The following is an 18,620-nucleotide window of genomic DNA, read 5'->3' as shown; positions in this document are numbered from 1 at the left end:
GCGCGGGCCTTCGACAATGCCTGCGCTGGCCGCGGCAAGTCCGTGCTGGCACGCTGGCTGGCGCAGGAGGTCGAGGCCGGTCGGCTCGAGCTGGACGATCCGCTCCAGGCTGCCGGCATGTTGTTCGGCATGGTGGTGGGCGAGCCCCATCATCGCATGCTGATGGGCGAGGGACGGCCGCCCAGCCGCGCCGCGATCGAGGCCCGGGTCCGTAAGGCCGTCGACATCTTTCTCCAGGGCGCGCAGCGGCGCTGACTGGCCGGAATAGGGTCATCCCGATAAAGTTCGGCTGAAATCGCCGGCCTCTGCGCCGGTGACGCATTGATGAATGAAATTCCTCAAAGGGAGTCCGAGGGCATGAAGATCGTTGTTGTGGGCGCGACCGGCACCATCGGCAAGGCCGTGGTGGCTGCGCTTCAGGATCGCCATGAGATCGTCAAGGTCGGCAAGAAGGGCGGCGATCTCCAAGTCGACATGACCGACGCGGAATCGATCCGCAGCCTGTTCAAGAAGATCGGCAGTTTCGACGCACTGGTTTCGGCCGCGGGCAAGGTTCATTTCGGCGATCTCAACGCCATGACCGAGAAGGAATTCGCGATCGGCCTGAAGGACAAGCTGATGGGACAGGTGAACCTGGTGCTGCTCGGCCGCGATCACATCAATGACGGCGGCTCCTTCACCTTGACCGCCGGCGTGCTCAGCCACGACCCGATCCGCTATGGCGTCTCGGCCAGCCTGGTGAATGGCGCGCTCGAATCCTTCACGAAGGCCGCGGCGATCGAGATGCCGCGCGGGGTCCGGATCAATGTGGTGAGCCCGGGCGTGCTGACCGAATCCCTGCCGACTTACGGCGAATATTTCCGCGGGCACGATCCGGTTCCGGGGGCCCGTGTCGCCAATGCCTATCTGAAGTCGGTGGAAGGACGGATGACCGGCCAGATCCTGACGGTTCTGTAGAACCGCGCGTCAGGATACCCGCGCCAGCGCGCTCTTATAGGCGGAGCGCGCCTGGAGCAGGCGCCGGATATTGTTGCCCGAACCCCGGACATGGCGGCGCGCGAGATTGCCGGCGCGTTCACCATCCCCGTCGCAGATCGCATCGACGATCTCGACATGCTCCTCATGGGCGGCGTTCCACTGGTCCAGCCAGAGCAGCTCCATCCAGACGAAATGATGGCAGCGGTCGAGGATGCGCGAGAGCGTGTCCTTGAGCTGTTCGTTGCCGCTCACCTCGGCGATCGCATGATGCAGGTCGAGACCCAGCTGCAGCTGCTCGACCATCTGCTCCATCGGGCGTTCGGGCCGGCGGGCGAGGGCATGGCCCCGCGCCAGGATCGAGCGCAGCCGCACCTTGTCCTCGGCGGTCACGCGCTCGGCCGCCTGCTGTGCGGCATAGCCATCCAGCACCTCGCGGATCCCGAAGGATTCCTCGAAGGTCTTCAGGTCGAAGGCGGCGACGAAATAGCCATAGCGCGGGCGGTTGGTGACGAGCCCGTCGCGTTCGAGCCGGTTGAGCGCTTCCCGCAACGGGGTGCGGCTGACCTTCAGCCGCTCGGCCAGCGCGTTTTCCGTCAGCCGGCTTCCCGGCTGCAGCTCGCCGATCAGGATCATGGCTTTCAGCGAGCCATAGACCGCTTCCTTCAGCGTCTTGCCTCGCTTCGCCTTGATCTCGATCTTGTCGACGCTGCCGTCCATCATCCCTTGCATCCCGCGCCTGGGGCCGTTTCCGAGGTCACCGCAGGGCGAGCTCATCTGGCCGTCGGAAGCGCCGGTCCTTGTATACAAATATCGCCGGCGCGCCAATTCGTTTTCCGCCTGCTGTCGCCCAAGCGGCGAGAAATATGGCGCTAAATCAAGAAAATGCATGAAAGATAGGCATGCGCTTCCTTGACTCGCCTGTCGCACTTCATTTAACTCCATAATTGCATACAAAAACGTATGCCAAGAATCAATCCAACAAATCGACTGGGAAAGGGACGCGCAATCATGAGGAGACACAGGATTACCGCGCTGCTGGCGGGCGTGGCGCTGATGGCCATCGGCGCCACCGCAGCCAAGGCCGAGGACAGCATCACCGTCGCATCCTGGGGCGGTGCCTATCAGGACGCGCAGCGGGTGTCGTTCTTCGAGCCCACCGCCAAGGCGCTCGGTATCACCATCAAGGAAGACACCACCAACGGCCTCGACGATGTCCGCCTCCAGGTCGCCGGCAATGCGGTGAAGTGGGACCTCGTCGAGCTGGGTTCGGACGAGTGTGCCCGCGGCACCAAGGAAGGGCTGTTCGAGAAACTCGACTACAACGTCATCAAGAGCGACGGGATTCCCGCGAAGCTCGTCCATGACGACTGGATCGGCATCACCTACTACTCGGTCGTGCTGATCTACCGGACCGACAAGTACGGCGACAACGGCCCCAAGACCTGGGCGGATTTCTGGAACGTCGAAAAGTTCCCCGGCAAGCGGGCGCTCGGCAATTTCGCGACCGAGACGCTGACCGTGGCGGCCCTCGCCGACGGCGTCCCGCCGGACCAGGTCTATCCGCTGGATGTCGATCGCGCCTTCAAGTCGCTCGAGAAGATCAAGCCGAGCATCTCGGCCTGGTGGACCTCGGGTGGTCAGGCCATGCAGATGGTCAAGGATGGCGAGGTCGATATGGCGAGCATCTGGAACGGGCGCGCCAGCGTGCTGGCGGGCAGCGGTGCTCCGGTGCATTTCACCTACGACCAGGGCGCCTTCCAGGCGGACTGCATGGTCATTCCCAAAGGCGCCAAGAACAAGGATCTGGCGATGAAGGCGCTGGCGATGTTCCTGCAGCCGGACATCCAGGCCAACCTGCCGATGCATATCGCCAACGGCCCGGTGAACGTGAAGGCCTTCGAGATCGGCAAGATCCCGGCGGACAAGCTGCCGGGCATCGTCTCCTCGCCGGAGAACGTCAAGAAGCAGGTCCTCATCGATCCGGATTTCTGGGCCGAGCATATGGTCGAGGTCCAGGAGCGCTTCAACAACTTCCTGCAGGAATAGCAGGCCGGTTGCCCTCTCCTCGCATGCGAGGGGAGGGCATTTCCTTGGAGACCGGGGCGATCGCGGGTTCGCGCTTGCGATCGCCCGGTTCCTTGGCAGGCGGTTCTCGAGACCGCCGCCGGTTTGCCGATGTCTCGATGGCAGGAGAGCTTGAATGAAAGCGGTCGATCGCTCGCCACCCGTGGCCATTCGCGGGATCTCGAAGCGTTATGGCGCCACCACCGTGCTGCACGGGATCGACCTGGATGTGAAATCCGGCGAGTTCGTGACCCTGCTCGGGCCTTCGGGCTCGGGCAAGACCACGATCCTCATGATCCTGGCGGGCTTCGTGCGGCCCAATGCCGGCAGCATCAAGGTCGGCGAAGAAGAGATCGTCGCCATGCCGCCGCACAAGCGCAATGTCGGCATGGTGTTCCAGAACTACGCGCTGTTCCCGCATATGGACGTGTTCCAGAACGTCGCCTTTCCGCTGCGCCAGCGCGGCGTGAGCGCGGCCGAGATCGCGAGCCGGGTTCGCGAGGCGCTGGGGCTGGTCCAGCTTGGCGAATATGCCGAGCGCCGCGTCGACCAGTTGTCGGGCGGCCAGCGCCAGCGCGTGGCGCTCGCGCGCGCGATCGTGTTCGAGCCGCGCATCCTGCTGATGGACGAGCCGCTCTCGGCCCTCGACAAGAAGCTGCGCGAGCGCATGCAGATCGAAATCCGCCATCTCCATGAGCGGCTCGGCATGACCACCATCTATGTGACGCACGATCAGCGCGAAGCCATCACCATGTCGGACCGCGTGGCCGTGATGGATGCCGGCCGCATCGCGCAGTTCGATGCGCCGAGGGATCTCTATGCGCGGCCCCGCTCGCGCTTCGTCGCCGAGTTCATCGGAGAGTCGAGCTTCCTTCCCGTCGAGGCGAGCGGCACCGGCGTCACCTTCGGGGGGCAGCCCTTGCGCATGACGCAAACGGCGAAGCCTGCCGGCGGCCGGCAATGGCTCGTGGTTCGCCCGGAGAAGCTGTCGATCCTGAACGGCCATGCGGATCCTGCCCTCAATCAGTTCCAGGGGCAGGTGAAGGAGGTCGTCTATCAGGGCGAGAGCTTCATCTGCTATGTGGCGCTCGCCGACGGCAGCGAGATCAGCGTCCGCAATTACAGCCGCGGCGATGCGCTGGCGCGGCTGCCGGAGGTCGGGCAGGTGATCCGGCTCGGTCTCAGCCCCGAGGATGTCGTGCTCGTGCCGGAGGATTCCGCGGCATGACCGCCGTTCCGCTGCAGTCCGGCGTGGCGCCGGCGGGCCTCAACAAGGAAGCGCTGGAGGCCTCCCAGCGCGCCGAACGCAACTGGATGATGGCGATCTGCTCGCCCTCGCTGATCCTGGTCGGCATCATCATCTTCGTTCCGGTGGGCTGGCTCTTCTGGCTGTCGCTGTTCGATGCGCAAGGGGCGCTGACGGCCGGCAATTATCTGCGCCTCCTGGAGCAGCCTTCCTATTTCAAGACGCTGATGATGACCTTCAAGGTCTCGATCATCGTCACCGCCGTCTGCCTTCTGCTGGGTTATCCCCTGGCTTATCTGCTCTCGCAGCTGCCGCGCCGGATCTCGGGCATCCTGATGATCTCGGTGATCCTGCCCTTCTGGACCTCGGTGCTGGTCCGGACCTATGCCTGGCTCGTCATTCTCCAGCGTCGCGGCCTGGTCAATGAATGGCTGCAAAGCCTCGGCATCATCGACGAGCCGCTGCAGCTGGCCCACAACTTCACCGGGGTCATCGTCGGCATGAGCCATGTTATGCTGCCCTTCCTGGTGCTGCCGCTCTATGCCTCGATGAAGGCGATCGACCGCGACTATCTGCGCGCCAGCCTCAATCTCGGCGCCAGCCCGACCAAGACCTTCTGGCAGGTCTTCTTCCCGCTCTCGCTGCCGGGCCTCTCCGCCGGTCTGGTGCTGACCTTCGTGCTCTGCCTGGGATTCTTCGTGACGCCGGCCCTGATGGGTGGCGGCAAGGTCTTCATGTGGTCGATGCGGATCGAGCAGACCTCGCGGCTCTATTCGAACTGGGGGGCCGCCAGCGCCATGGGCGTGGTGCTGCTGGTGCTGACCCTGGGGATCCTCTGGGCCTTCTACAAGCTGCTCGGAACCCGCAACCTCCTGCCGCGGGGCTTGCGATGAGCGACGGCCTCGAGATTCCGATCTCCCATCGCAACCGGCTCTGGCTCTATCTGCTCTGCGGCATCGTGATGCTGCTGCTGTTGGCACCGTCGCTGATCATCATCCCGATGTCCTTCTCGGATTCGGAGTTCCTCGAATTCCCACCGCCCGCCTGGTCCTTCCGCTGGTACCAGAAGTTCATGGAATCGGTGGAATGGCGCGACGCGGCGCTGGTGTCGCTCAAGGCCGCGATCCTGACGATGTGCCTGGCGACGCCGCTGGGCACGGCCGCGGCCTACGCGCTTCATGCCGGCCAGTTCCGCCTCGCCAATCTGGTGCAAGTGATCCTCGCCGTGCCTCTCATCATCCCAGTCATCCTGATCGGCATCGGCGATTTCTTCCTCTATGCCTGGCTCGGCATGAACAACACCATCTTCGGGCTGGTGCTGGCGCATACGGTACTGGCGATCCCGCTGGTGTCGCTGACGGTCGCCTCGGGGCTCAAGAGCTACGACATGAATCAGGAGATGGTCGCCCGCAGCCTTGGCGCCAGCCGGCTCAAATCCTTCCTGGTCATCACCGTGCCGCAGATTCGCTTCTCGATCGTCTCGGGCGCGCTCTTCGCCTTCATCACCTCGTTCGACGAGGCGGTCATCGCGCTCTTCATCTCGGGCGGGGAGAACTCGACCCTGACGCGGCGGATGTTCAATGCGCTGCGCGATCAGGTCGATCCGACCATCGCCGCCATCTCCACCTTCCTGGTCTGCCTCTCGATCCTGATGCTCCTGCTGGTGCAATTTTTCGGGCAGAGGCGCAGCCGGTGAGTTAGCTTTTTGATACCAATGGTGAATTGGATTCGCCATTGGCCCTCCGCGGCAAGGCGTCATTTGCGTCGACGGATTGAGCCGGCGCATAGTCGAGCCGAGCCAAACTGAAACCAATGGAATATTGGTATCAACTTGCGCCGAAGAGACCGAAGCCTCACCAAACTGTCCCAGCTGCTGAGCGAGGGCGGTTACCCCATCCAAAGCCGGCTGCCGCCGGAACGCGAGCTCGCGTCCCAGCTGGGCCTGAGCCGGAGCGCGCTGCGGGAGGGGTTGGAGCTGCTCGAAGCCGAGGGCCGCATCTGGCGCCATGTCGGCAAGGGAACGTTTGTCGGCGAAAAGCCCGTCAACGGGTCGGTCGATCTCAATCTGCTGTCCGAGATGACCAACCCGGAAGAGGTGATCGAGGTCCGTCTTCTGTTCGAGCCGCTGATCGCAGGCCTCGCCGCATTGCGGGCGACGCCGGCGGAGATCGCGCATATGGCGCATCTGCTGGAAAAAGGCGAAGCCGCGCGCGATGCGGTCGCCTGGGAGCGCTGGGATGCGGCGTTGCACCGGGCGGTCGCCCAGGCTGCGCGCAACAAGCTGCTGATGGCGATCTTCGATGCCTTCAACGGCATGCGCCGGCAGGCGGCCTGGGGCAAGCTCCGGGGCATGGTCCTGACAGCCGACCGTTTGTCTCTTTACCGTGCCCATCATCGGGAGTATGTCGCCGCCATCGCCGATCGCGATGGGCCGCGGGCCGAGTTGGCCATGCGCCGCCATCTGCAAATGGTGCGTGACAATATGCTGGGGCAGACGGCCATGCGGCCGGAACCGGTCCCGCCGACAGTGACTGCGGTCGCGAAGGGTCGTCGCGCCCCGGCCGAGAAGAGAGTGGGAGGGACGGGATAGAATGCCGAATGAAGTCACCATCCGTACGCTGATCGCCCAGGGCAATGCCGCCCGCGCTGCCATCGCAGCGCCGGGCGCAACATCCCTGTCGCGCGGCCGGCTGTTGCAGCAGATCGACGCCACGGTGGCGGCGCTGCGTGCGCTCGGGATCAAGGCCAACGATCGGGTCGCCATCGTCCTGCCGAACGGACCTGAGATGGCCGTCTCGTTTCTCGCGGTCGCATCGGGGGCGACGGCCGCTCCCCTCAATCCGTCTTATCGCGAGGAGGAGTTCGATTTCTATCTGGGCGATCTCGAGGCCAAGCTGCTGATCGTCCAGGCGGGCGTGGAATCGCCGGTGCGGGCGATGGCCCAGCGCCGCGGCGTTCCCATCGTCGAGTTGACGCCGAATGCGGGAGGGCCTGCCGGCAGCTTCAGCCTGAACCGCGACCAGCGCCCCATTGCAGCGGCGGCCAACCCCAGTTTTGCCGGACCCGACGATGTGGCCCTCGTGCTGCACACCTCGGGCACCACCTCGCGGCCCAAGCAGGTGCCGCTCACGCACAAGAATCTGATGGCGTCGGCAGACCATATCCGCACCACGCTGGTCCTGACACCCGATGACCGCTGCGTCAACATCATGCCGCTGTTCCATATCCATGGCTTGATCGGGGCCCTGCTGAGCAGCTTGTCGGCGGAAGCGAGCCTGTTCTGCACGCCGGGCTTCAATGCGCTCAAATTCTTCGCCTGGCTGGATGAGGCCGAGGCCACCTGGTACACGGCGGTGCCGACCATGCATCAGGCGATCCTGCCGCGCGCCGAGCGCAATCGCGACGTGATCGAGCGGCGCAAGCTGCGCTTCATCCGTTCCTCGTCTTCGTCATTGCCGCCGCCCGTCATGGCGGAGCTCGAGGCGACTTTCGGATGCCCGGTGCTGGAGTCCTACGGCATGACCGAGGCTTCGCATCAGATGACCAGCAACCTGCTGCCACCCAAGGCGCGCAAGGCGGGAACGGTCGGCGTTGCCGCCGGTCCTGAGGTCGCGATCCTCGATGGCGAGGGCAACAAGCTGCCGCAGGGCGAGGAGGGCGAGGTCTGCATCCGCGGGCCCAATGTGACCCTGGGTTATTTCGCCAATCCCGCCGCCAATGAAAGCGGCTTCATCAAAGGCTGGTTCCGCACCGGCGACCAGGGCCGTTTCGACGAAGAGGGCTATCTCACCATCACCGGTCGGCTCAAGGAGATGATCAATCGCGGCGGCGAGAAGATCGCGCCGCGCGAGGTCGACGAGGCGCTGCTGGCCCATCCGGCGGTGGCCCAGGCGATCGCTTTTGCCCTGCCGCATGCCAAGCTCGGCGAGGAGGTCGCCGCGGCGGTCGTCTTGCGCGAAGGACAGACGGCCGAGGAGAAGGAGCTGCGCGAGTTCGTCTCGCGCCGGCTTGCCGATTTCAAGGTGCCCAAGCGCGTTCTGCTGCTGGCGGAGATTCCCAAGGGTGCCACCGGCAAGCCGCAGCGCATCGGCATGGCCCAGCGGCTGGGGCTGGTCTAAGTGAAAATCTGCATCTATGGCGCCGGTGCCATCGGCGGCTTCATCGGGGCGCGCCTGGCGCGCGCCGGTGAAGAGGTCTCGCTGATCGCGCGCGGGCCCCATCTCGCCGCCATGAAGGCAAAGGGCCTCACGCTGCTGAGCGAGGAGGGCAAGTTCACCGTCGGGCCGCGCTGCAGCGCCGATCCCGCGGAGCTGGGCCCGCAGGATTATGTGGTGCTGGCGCTGAAGGCGCCGGGCGTCGCCGGCATCGTCGATCAGATGCAGCCGCTGCTGGGACCGAAGACCGCCGTCGTCATGGCCGTCAATGGCATGCCCTGGTGGTATTTCCATGGGCTCGAGGGCGCGCTGCGCGACCACCGGCTCAAGACCGTCGATCCCGACGACAGGCAATGGCGCGGCATCGGACCGGATCGCGTGCTGGGCTGCGTGGTCTATCCTGCGGCCGAGGTGGTCGAGCCCGGTGTGGTCCGGCATCAGTCGGGGGATCGGTTCAGCCTGGGCGAGCCCGATGGCAGCAGGTCGGAGCGGGCGGTGGCGCTGAGCCGTGTCATGATCGCGGCAGGGCTGAAGGCGCCGGTCAAACCCGACATCCGCACCGAGATCTGGGTCAAGCTCTGGGGCAATGTCGCCTTCAATCCGATCAGCGCGCTGACCGGTGCCACGCTGAAGCGGATCTGCGACGAGCCGTCGACGCGCTCGCTGGCGCGCTCGGTCATGAACGAGGCCGAGGCGGTGGCCAACAGGCTCGGCGTCAAGATGCCGATCGATGTCGAGCGCCGCATCGACGGAGCCGCCGGCGTCGGCGAGCACAAGACCTCGATGCTGCAGGACCTCGAACGGGGACGGCCGACCGAGATCGATGCCATCGTCGGTGCCGTGGCCGAGCTCGGCGATGTGGTGGGCGTGGACACGCCCTATATCGATGCGATCTATGCGCTGGTCCGTCAGAAGGCCGCGCTCCTGGGCCTCTATCCCTAAGACGTGCCGCTCTATCAACCCTTGATGCAGGACTGACCGATCATCATGCGCGATTTCCAGCTTCCCGGCCGTTCCCCCATCCGCGTCACCGAAGCGGCGGCGGCAACCTCCCACCCCCTGGCGACCCTGACCGCGATCGAGGTCCTGCGCAGCGGTGGCAATGCGGTCGACGCCGCGGTGGCGGCGGGCGCGGTTCTCGCCGTGGTCGAGCCGCAATCGACCGGCATCGGCGGCGACGGGTTCATGCTCTACGCGCCCAAGGGCAGCGGGAAGATCATCGCCTTCAACGGCTCGGGCCGCAGCCCCGCCGCCGCGACCCGCGACTGGTATGAGCGCGAGGGCTTCGACAGCATCCCGACCTACGGGCCCCATGCCGTGACCCTGCCCGGGATGATCGACCTCTGGGCGCGGGCGGTGGCGGACCATGGCAGCAAGGAGCTGGGTGCGTTGCTGCAGCCGGCCATCCGCTATGCCGAGGAAGGCTACATCATCCATGACCGCGTCGCTTTCGACTGGAGCTATTGCGTCGATCTCTTGAAGCAGGATCCGGCTGCCGCGCGCATCCTGCTGCCGAACGGCCGGGCGCCTCGCGCCGGCGAAAAGCATCGCCAGCCGGAGCTGGGTCAGACCCTGCGCCGCATCGCCGAGAAGGGCCGCGACGGCTTCTACAAGGGCGCGGTTGCCGAGGACATGGTGAATCATCTGCGCTCGCAAGGTGGCCTTCACACCATGGAGGATTTCGCCGCGGTCAAGGGCGACTATGTCGAGCCGGTCCAGACCAACTATCGCGGCGTCGATCTGTTCCAGCTCCCGCCCAATAATCAGGGCCTGACCTCGCTGCTGATGCTGAACCTGCTGTCGGGCTTCGAACTCGGATCGCTCGATCCGCGCGGCGCCGAGCGGCTCCATCTCGAGCTCGAAGCCGGCCGTCTCGCCTATCGCGACCGCGACGCGCTGATCGCCGATCCGACCAGGGCGCCGGTGCCGGTCAAGGAGCTGTTGTCGAAGGACTATGCCGACCGGCTGCGCCGCCATATCGATCCGAGCCGGGCGGCGACCGAGCTGCCGCCGCCGCTCCTGAGCAAGTCCGAGACGATCTATCTGACGGTGGTCGATCGCGACCGCAATGCGGTCAGCTTCATCAACTCGATCTATTATTCCTTCGGCAGCGGCCTGATGGCGCCCAAGAGCGGCGTGGTGCTGCAGAATCGCGGCGCCAGCTTCCGCATGGATCCTTCCCATCCCAACGTCATCGCGCCGGGCAAGCGGCCGATGCACACCATCATGCCCGGCATGGCAGTGAAGGATGGGCGCGCGATGATGCCTTACGGCGTCATGGGCGGCGATTACCAGCCCATGGGCCATACGCATTACCTCACCAACCTGATCGATTTCGGCATGGACCCGCAGGCGGCGCTCGATGCGCCACGCGTTTTCTTCAACGGTCCGCTGGCGGAGATCGAGCGCGGGGTGCGCCCGGACGTCATCGCGGCGCTGCAGCTCAAGGGCCACCGCACCTTGATGACCGACGATCCGCTGGGCGGCGGGCAGGGCATCCTGATCGACTGGCAGGCGGGCACGCTGACGGCGGGTTCCGATCCGCGCAAAGACGGCTGCGCGCTGGGCTACTAGGCAGGGACCTACAGGCGCGCCGGGACAGCGTGATGGCAGCCCCTCGGCCGTGGCTCCTGCAGCCTCCCGCAGGTGGCCCGAATCGCGAGGACAATCATCAGCCCTCCCGCGTTGCTGCGTTACAGGAAGCGGAATCGTGGAGGAGCGCCCCAAGACCGTCACCGGCCGGGTAGCTTGATCGCGGCGGGACCTACCGCTCCCCGGGAGTGTCCTGAGCTTAGGTCACGCCCGGTTAGGGCTCGAGAAGCATCCCGGCGATCTTCTTATCGCTCTGAAACAGCTCCTTCCATGACTCCGAGAAGCCACCGTCTTCGGCCGCCTTGAGAAATGCGGTTAGCAGCGCCTGCTCGCCTTTCAGCGCAGTCGCGAAATCATTGTCGTCGTCGGCGATGAGTTCCTCGTTGAGCTTTCTCAGCTTGCTGAAGGAGCCGAGCCAGTCATTGGCGATGAAGCTTGCGACCGGTTCCTTGGCGACAGAAGCCTTGAAGTCGTTGGTCGCCTGCTGAAGGATTTCCAGCAACTGGTTTTCACGTTGCAGGGCTTTGCGTCCTGTATCGTATCCCATGACGTCTTCTCCTCAATTGTCACACCTGGATTTCTGGTGGTTCAGCCGCATGATCAAGCAGGATAGAGCCGCCCCTGACTTCAGAAATTCCGACAAGTTGAAGATTGCTGGTTCAAGCCCATACTGGGCACAGAGCTTTTCCAGCTTTGCGATTTTTGCCTTTTCGCTCGGATAGTAGCTGTGGGTCTTCGCGATCTCGCCGATGGGAGAATCGCAGAGCAGGTATTTGCCGAAGACAACGCTATTGGTGAGCCCCGACCGGACGTTTTCCCGAGTGACGTTTTCAATGTGGCATTCCTTTTCGATGGCACGCAAGGCCTGGGGATCGGTGTGCCGCCGGCAGAGCACGATCGTTTCCGGATCGAGAAGGAGCAAGCAGCAGTCGAGGTGGTAGAGGTATTCGTCGGTAACGGGGTATTCGATGATTCGCATGTCGAACGAATCGGCAAACCACCGCAGCGCGTTCCTCGACGTTCTCAGGCCATGCGCGCCGATGTAGAGATTGTCACGCACATGCTTGAGGTCGGCCTCGCCTTCGAAATAGATGGGCTCGTTCCTGGCGCAGAGGGCAGGTGGCCGATGAACGTGGAAGTTGAGAAGCCGGAAAAACTCGAGTGCGACGTCTGCCTCGCCGATCCGCGGCACTGAGCGAAAACGCGAAACAACGACGGTCTCCTCCGGCAGGTGCGGAAGCACCGCGCCGATGTTCGCCACATAGGGTTGATCCTGCAGGTGCGGCGTGCTCGGCAGGAGATAAACCACGGCCTGGGCCGAAAGAAATCGATAGAGCGCCATGAACTGGGATATCGCCTTCCGCCGATTCAGTTGCCGGTCGCTGTCGGCCATTTCCCGCATCAACCGATTGTTCGGCACATCCGTCGATAGCGACAGAGGAAGGTTCATGAGAAAAGCCGGGCAGCCGAGAGTCCTCAGGCTGCCGCCGGCCAACGACGCCGTGGGTCTGTGAAATTCGCCGCGGTCGATGTTTCGTGTTTCCGGGCGCCGTCTCGGATCAAGGCGACCGCCGGGTACTGCCGGAGAATCAAAAGGTTCGGCTCGCTGACGCATCGGCTCAGCCCCCTTGCAACATGACAGAACCCTGCCCTGGCCGTTGTCAAGCAAGAGGTCCAGGCGCCGGGGGGAGCGGGCAAGGGCGGTCCCGCCACGGGACTTCCCTCGATCGCGCGTTATTGCGGCAAGTCGGTGCGAGAGAGGGCTTCGATCCACTTGTCGATGGTTTGCTCGGATTTGTATGGCAAGGCTTCCACGACATAGGCCCGATGCGCTGCCATTGAGAAAGTCGGGTCGAGAGAGAGGATTTTTTTCACGGTGTTATGGGCATCCTCCACCCTGTTCACCTGAGGATCCGCATAACAGGCTGCAATCAGCCTCAAGAGCCACAATTGATCCGAGGTCGGTTCGGGTTTGATGATCTTCTCGAGGGTGTCGATACACTCGTGCGGCATCCCGGCCTCCTGGTATGCCCATCCGAGATACTCGACATACCATTCGTCGAAAAATGGATTGCGACGCATGGCCTCCTTCAATTGGGCAACCGCTTGTTGCGGCCTCCCGACATAGATGAGGAGACTCGCCATCTCCGCCATCAGCTCCGCATCGTTCGGGTTCATCTGGCGCGCCTTGGCGTAGGCGGCCTCCGCCTGATCGTGCTGGCGGGCATAGAGATAGGCCCAGCCCAGGATCCAATAGCTGCGGTAATCCCTGTCATCGAGCTGCACGGCTGTCTTGGCGAGATCGAGCGCTTGCGCCACCGCTGCGTCATACTGATCCGTCCAGTCATACTCGTAGTCGAGCGCATAGGTCCAAGCGAGGGCGACATAGGCACGGGCGTAGTTCGGATCGACCTTCCGTGCTTCCTCGAAAAGCCGCCGCGCCTCCTTGTTGCCTTCCGGCGTGAACTTGTACCACTCGTGCCAACCTTGCATGAGGTAGTCATAGGCAACGAAGTTCTGCTTCGGCTTTTCGGAAACACGCTTGAGTTCGGCCTCGGCCAGCATTCCGGTGGTGCCCATCAGTGTCCCGGCGATTGTCGCCGTGACGTCGTCCTGAATTTCAAAGATCCGATCGACATTGCGGTCATATCGTTCGGCCCAAACATGGTTGCCGTTCGCCGCATCGATCAATTGCACGCTGATTCTAACGGTATCATTCGATTTCTGCACGCTTCCCTCCAGGATATAGCGGACGTCAAGCTCCTTTCGGATCGTCTCTATCGTGGCGGGCTTGTCCTTGTAGGCGAAAGACGAGGTGCGCGCGGTCACGGTCAGATCGGGAAACTTGGTCAGATCGGTTATCAGATCTTCGGTAATGCCGTCGGCGAAGTAATCCTGGGCCGGGTCGGTGCTCAGATTCTGGAAAGGCAGGACGGCGATCGAGGGCTTGCCCGGCGGTGAGATCAACTTTTCGGTTTCGCCCCACGGACCTATCATCCATATCGCGAGGAGGGAGACGGGAAGAAGAAGCAGAACGAGGACTCCTGCGCGCAGCTTCCAGCTCTTTGCCGTCGGATGTCGGTGAAGGAGAGTTCCTGTGTTGGGCTGCGCGACGACACGGTAGACCTCGACCGGGTCGGCGATATGCTTGAGGGGCCGGGGGCCGACATAGGCGAATCCGAAGTCGACACGGGTCCCGACATGCTCGACAACCGCTGCGGAGACGAAGATCGAGCCGGGATCGGCGATCGCCTGCAGGCGCGTCGCCACGATCACGCCTGTGCCATAGATGTCCTGATCGTCGACGATGACATCGCCGACATTGATTCCGACGCGGAATATGATCTGGTTGCCGGGCGGCACGGGCCGGTTCCACTCGTCGGAGCTGTTTTGGAACGCGAAAGCGAACCTGACGGCATCGACGGCGCTGCCGAATTCGATCAGGGCGCCGTCTCCCGTCAGTTTGACGATGCGCCCATGGCGTGCGGCGACGAGCGGTTCAAGGAAATGTCGACGGCATGCGGTCAAGGCATCATGCGTTCCCGCCTCATCTCCCTCCATGAGACGGCTATAATCGACGACATCGATCGAGACAATGGCTGCGAGGCGGCGGTCCGTCTCCGCACCACCGGCTCCCGCCGAGCTGAGTGGGACGATTTTGGCGCTTTTAGGCGGTGACGAGGCCATGGCATCGCACCCTCTGGACCCGGGCCCCGTATGAAATAGGGCACGGGCGCTGAGCGTTTTGGATGCTCTCAGCGGTCGCTAAATTCTAGCAGACCATTTGCGGGATTGGAATGGAGCCACCCCACCGGACGGTCCGTGATGCTGCGGCAAGCGGGTGGCCAGAGAGGGCGCATCCTCAGTGAATTTTGTTCCGGCATGAACGAGGCCGGCAGACTGACGGCAGGCTCCGATCCGCGCAAGGATGGTTGCGCGTTGGGCTACTGGAGCAGCTTCTTCGCGGAACTAGACCGGGGATCGCAAAAGCCGGGCGAAGCTGAGTTCGTGGCCGTCGGGGTCAATCAGGTGGAAGAAGCGCTCACCCCATTCGGCGTCGCGGGGCGCCGTCGTTGGCTGGCACCCCGCGGCGAGTGCGCGGTCGTAAAGTCCATCGACATCGGCGACGTAAAAGATGACACGACCCCACCAGGACCAACGCCGACTGGCAGGCTGGGCGATGAGATTGAGATAGCCCGCCCCCGCGCGAAAGCTGGTGAATGTCGATTCTTCGCCGCCATGCAGGACCTCGAACCCCAGCGCGCGATAGAATCGGACGGCGCGTGGCATGTCATGGGTGCCCAGTGTGACCGCGCTGATCCCTTCGATCATGGCGAGCTCTCCCGTTTCATTTCCCTGGGCTATCGGCGTCGCGACCTTAACAGAAAGCCTGCGCGGTCGTCTCGCTTCAGGCAAAGAAACCCCATTGCCAGAACGAGTCTGGATGGTTGGCATGGGCGTCGCGTAAAATGACGGCATACGCGACTCTATCTCTTGCGCGTCGAGACTCCTCTGCGTCAGTCTCCTCCGGTTCGCGGTCGAGAGTTGTGTTGTGTCGGCACCGCCGGGATGACATGGCATAAGCTCGCACGCTGTTTTTCATCGAGGAGAATGAAGTGATCACCTCGCGCCCCGAAATCGTCGGCACCTTCGGCGTCGTCGCGACCACCCACTGGCTCGCAACGACGGCGGCCATGACGATCCTGGAGAAGGGCGGCAACGCCTTCGATGCCGCGGCCGCGGCGGGCTTCGTGCATCACATCGTCGAGCCCGACCAGAACGGGCCCGGCGGCGATGTGCCGATCATTCTCTGGAGTGCCGCGCGCAAGAAGGTCGAGGTGATCTGCGGCCAGGGCGTGGCGCCGGCGACCGCGACCGTCGCCCGCATGAAGGCCTTCGGCCTCGATATCCTGCCCGGCACCGGACATCTGCCGGCCGTGGTGCCTGGCTCCTTCGGCGCCTGGATGCTGCTGCTGCGCGAGCATGGCTCGCTGAAGCTGCGCGAGGTGCTGACGCCCGCCATCACCGCGGCCCGCGATGGCTTCCTGGTGAAGCCGGAGGTGGCGAGCCTGTTGGCGCACACCGACAGTTTCATGAAGAGCTATTGGCCGACCTCGGCGGCTGTGTTCCTGCCAGGCGGCCAGGCGCCGGTGGCAGGGTCGCTGTTGCGCGTGCCGGCCCAGGCGGAAAGCTACGAGAAGATCCTTCGCGAGGCCGAGGCCGCCGGCGGCGATCGCCTGAGTCAGATCGAGGCGGCGCGCCGCGCCTGGTATCAGGGCTTCGTCGCCGAGGCGGTCGATCGCTTCTTCCGTCAGCCGGTCATGGACACGACCGGCGAGGCCCATGCGGGCTTCCTCACCGGTCAGGACATGGCGCAATGGTCGGCCACGACCGAGGCGCCGGTCACGCTGGACTATGCGGGCTACACCGTCTGCAAACCCGGCCCCTGGGCGCAGAGCCCGGTGCTGCTGCAGCAGCTGGCGCTGCTCAAGGGCTTCGATATCGCCAAGATGGATCATTGCGGACCCGACTTCGTCCATCTGGTCCAGGAATGCACCAAGCTCGCTTTGTCCGATCGCGAGGCCTTCTATGGCGATCCGAAATTCGCCGACGTGCCGCTCGATCGCCTGCTGTCGGAGGAATACAACGCTGACCGCCGCAAGCTGATCGGGGCGGAAGCTTCGCTCGAGATGCGGCCCGGCCATATCGATGGCAAGGGCGGCCAGATTCCGCTGCGCGCTCGCGGCTCGACCCGGATGGCGCATTCGGAGACCACCGTTGCCGCCGAGGACGACACCAGCGGCATCCTGAGCTGGCCGCAGTTCCTGGCGAAGACCCGCGGCGATACCTGCCATCTCGATATCATCGACCGCTGGGGCAACATGATCTCGGCCACGCCCAGCGGCGGCTGGATGACGGGGTCGCCGGTCGTTCCGGGGTTGGGCTTCTGCGTCTCGGCCCGCGGCCAGATGTTCTGGCTCGACGAGAACCATCCCAACGGCCTCGCACCCGGCAAGCGGCCGCGCACGACCTTGACGCCGGGTCTGGCGTTGCGGGAGGGCGAGCCTTACATGGCCTTCGGTACGCCCGGCGGCGACCAGCAGGACCAGTGGTCGCTCCATGCCTTCCTGCGCCATGTTCATCACGGCCTCAATCTGCAGGAGGCGATCGACGCGCCGGGCTTCTACACCGACCATATGCCGAGCTCGTTCTATCCGCGCGAATGGTATCCAGGTCACCTGGCCGTGGAGGCCGAGTTCCCCAAAGCCACGCTGGCCGAGCTGCATAGACGCGGGCATAAGCTCGAGGTCCATCCGCGCTGGGGCCACTACAACTCGATGACCATGGCCACGCGCGAGAAGGGCGTGCTGCGCGCCGCAGCCAGCCCGCGGCGCATGCAGTGCTACGCGATCGGCCGCTGACGCGTCGGGGCGGATAGGCTCAGCGGCCAGCCGCATAGCATTGCGCCTCGCGGGGACTGGCCGCGGCCTTGAGCAGCCCGTCGCGGCTGGCCGCTGCCGTCACATAGCCGAGGAGATAGGGATCGTAGATCTCGAGCCGGTGGCCGCGCCGCTTGAGCTCGCGCAACGCGTCCGGACCGATGCTGTCCTCGATCGCCAGATGTCCGGCGTCGTACTCCCGCGGGAAAAATGAATCGACCAGATGGTAGGTGTGGAAGGCCGGCGCATCGATCGACGCCTGCAGGTCCATGTCGAAATGCACATGGCGCAAAAAGACCTGGAGCGCCCACTGGTCCTGGCAGTCGCCGCCCGGCGTGCCGAAGGCCATGTAGGGCTTGCCATCGCGCAAGGCGAGGGTGGGAGTCAGGGTCGTGCGCGGCCGTTTGCCGGGCATGATCGTTCCCGGCAGATCCGGCTCCAGCCAGAACATCTGCGCGCGGGCCGGCATGCCGAAGCCCAGCCCCGCCACCACCGGCGCCATATGCAGCGACGAGCCGCTGGGTGTGCCGGAGATCATGTTGCCATGGCGGTCGATGATGTCGAAATGCGTGGTGTCGCCGGTGGCGATCGGCTCGGCCTCGAGCACCTTTGGTTTCGGATAGTTGAAATCGAGCGATTCTGGCGTCGCGATCGCGGTCGAGCCCTTGGGCCTGATGATGAGATGAGGTTCGACGCCGGGCACCTGGCCCGGACGCAGCTCCATCGAGGCCGCGGGGCCGATCAGGCGGCTGCGTTCCCGGTTGTAGCTGTCGCTCAGCAAGATATCGAGCGGCACCGGGGTGAAGTTCGGATCGCCGTAATAGGCGTCGCGGTCGGCGAAGGCGAGCTTGGCGCATTCGGTGATGATATGGACGAAGTCGGCGCTGTTCGGGCCCATGCTCTTGAGATCGAACTCTTTGAGCAGCGCCAGCTGCTGCAGGAAGGCGGGGCCTTGCGTCCAGGGCCCGGCCTTGCAGACGGTGTAGGTCTCATAGTCGTAGGTGACGGGATCCTCGATCGTGGCGCGCCAGCTTGCGAGGTCGTCGCCCGTCATCAGGCCGCGATGGCGTTCGCCCGTGGTGTCGAGCAGCTCGGTGCTGCGGAAGAAGCGATCGACCGTTTCGGCAACGAAACCCTCATAGAAGG

At 64.2% G+C, this 18,620-nt stretch carries 17 protein-coding genes; 11 read left to right on the top strand and 6 right to left on the bottom strand.

Going from position 1 to position 18,620, the window contains the following annotated elements; genetic code table 11:
• On the top strand, nt 1–255 hold a 255-nt coding region (locus tag ACREE8_RS22170), incomplete at its 5' end, for a TetR/AcrR family transcriptional regulator C-terminal domain-containing protein (RefSeq protein ID WP_431575194.1).
• 102 nt (nt 256–357) lie between these two features.
• Entirely contained in the window at nt 358–957 is a 600-nt protein-coding gene (locus tag ACREE8_RS22165; protein ID WP_431575193.1) for a short chain dehydrogenase, read from the top strand.
• A gap of 9 nt (nt 958–966) precedes the next feature.
• Here ACREE8_RS22165 and ACREE8_RS22160 read toward each other — a convergent pair whose 3' ends face one another.
• A complete protein-coding gene (locus ACREE8_RS22160) occupies nt 967–1,698 on the bottom strand; it encodes a GntR family transcriptional regulator (protein WP_431575192.1) in 732 nt (243 codons plus the stop codon).
• Nucleotides 1,699–1,986: 288 nt separating this feature from the next.
• Between ACREE8_RS22160 and ACREE8_RS22155 the strand changes: the two genes are divergently transcribed.
• The 8 genes from ACREE8_RS22155 to ggt all read left to right on the top strand — a co-directional run bounded on the left by ACREE8_RS22155 (nt 1,987) and on the right by ggt (nt 11,016).
• Nucleotides 1,987–3,024 carry an ABC transporter substrate-binding protein gene (locus ACREE8_RS22155; protein ID WP_431575191.1) on the top strand — a complete coding sequence of 346 codons (1,038 nt, stop codon included), beginning with the start codon at nt 1,987–1,989 and terminating at the stop codon, nt 3,022–3,024.
• A 154-nt stretch (nt 3,025–3,178) separates the two neighbouring features.
• On the top strand, nt 3,179–4,270 hold the full coding sequence (locus ACREE8_RS22150) for an ABC transporter ATP-binding protein (protein WP_431575190.1): 1,092 nt from the start codon (nt 3,179–3,181) through the stop codon (nt 4,268–4,270).
• On the top strand, nt 4,267–5,181 hold the full coding sequence (locus tag ACREE8_RS22145; RefSeq protein WP_431575189.1) for an ABC transporter permease: 915 nt from the start codon (nt 4,267–4,269) through the stop codon (nt 5,179–5,181). The genes ACREE8_RS22150 and ACREE8_RS22145 overlap by 4 nt, the downstream gene beginning before the upstream one ends.
• Entirely contained in the window at nt 5,178–5,984 is an 807-nt protein-coding gene (locus tag ACREE8_RS22140) for an ABC transporter permease (protein ID WP_431575188.1), read from the top strand. The genes ACREE8_RS22145 and ACREE8_RS22140 overlap by 4 nt, the downstream gene beginning before the upstream one ends.
• A 135-nt stretch (nt 5,985–6,119) precedes the next feature.
• Complete coding sequence (locus tag ACREE8_RS22135; RefSeq protein WP_431575187.1) at nt 6,120–6,878, top strand: FadR/GntR family transcriptional regulator; 759 nt, start codon at nt 6,120–6,122, stop codon at nt 6,876–6,878.
• Nucleotide 6,879: 1 nt separating this feature from the next.
• Entirely contained in the window at nt 6,880–8,406 is a 1,527-nt protein-coding gene (locus ACREE8_RS22130) for an acyl--CoA ligase (protein ID WP_431575186.1), read from the top strand.
• Nucleotides 8,407–9,384 (top strand): 2-dehydropantoate 2-reductase, encoded by a 978-nt coding sequence (locus ACREE8_RS22125; RefSeq protein WP_431575185.1) that lies wholly within the window; start codon nt 8,407–8,409, stop codon nt 9,382–9,384.
• 45 nt (nt 9,385–9,429) lie between these two features.
• Entirely contained in the window at nt 9,430–11,016 is a 1,587-nt protein-coding gene (gene ggt / locus ACREE8_RS22120; protein ID WP_431575184.1) for a gamma-glutamyltransferase, read from the top strand.
• Nucleotides 11,017–11,248: 232 nt separating this feature from the next.
• Here the strand turns inward: ggt and ACREE8_RS22115 are convergent, their stop codons facing one another.
• The 4 genes from ACREE8_RS22115 to ACREE8_RS22100 form a co-directional block, all read right to left on the bottom strand.
• Entirely contained in the window at nt 11,249–11,581 is a 333-nt protein-coding gene (locus ACREE8_RS22115) for a hypothetical protein (protein ID WP_431575183.1), read from the bottom strand.
• A 12-nt stretch (nt 11,582–11,593) separates the two neighbouring features.
• Entirely contained in the window at nt 11,594–12,649 is a 1,056-nt protein-coding gene (locus ACREE8_RS22110) for an arginine deiminase-related protein (RefSeq protein ID WP_431575182.1), read from the bottom strand.
• 119 nt (nt 12,650–12,768) lie between these two features.
• The gene (locus ACREE8_RS22105) at nt 12,769–14,721 is read right to left on the bottom strand and encodes a tetratricopeptide repeat protein (protein WP_431575181.1); all 1,953 of its coding nucleotides are present in this window, start codon (nt 14,719–14,721) and stop codon (nt 12,769–12,771) included.
• A gap of 282 nt (nt 14,722–15,003) precedes the next feature.
• Nucleotides 15,004–15,366 (bottom strand): VOC family protein, encoded by a 363-nt coding sequence (locus ACREE8_RS22100; RefSeq protein WP_431575180.1) that lies wholly within the window; start codon nt 15,364–15,366, stop codon nt 15,004–15,006.
• Between the two features lie 284 nt (nt 15,367–15,650).
• On the opposite strand from ACREE8_RS22100, the gene ACREE8_RS22095 reads away from it, so the two are divergent.
• On the top strand, nt 15,651–17,456 hold the full coding sequence (locus ACREE8_RS22095; RefSeq protein WP_431575179.1) for a gamma-glutamyltransferase family protein: 1,806 nt from the start codon (nt 15,651–15,653) through the stop codon (nt 17,454–17,456).
• 19 nt (nt 17,457–17,475) lie between these two features.
• Here ACREE8_RS22095 and ACREE8_RS22090 read toward each other — a convergent pair.
• On the bottom strand, nt 17,476–18,620 hold a 1,145-nt coding region (locus ACREE8_RS22090; protein ID WP_431575178.1), incomplete at its 5' end, for a gamma-glutamyltransferase family protein.

The sequence above is a fragment of the Hypericibacter sp. genome (assembly GCF_050729195.1).
In the GTDB taxonomy this organism is placed as follows: Bacteria; Pseudomonadota; Alphaproteobacteria; order Dongiales; family Dongiaceae; genus Hypericibacter.
This window is presented reverse-complemented; position numbering and strand designations above follow the sequence as displayed.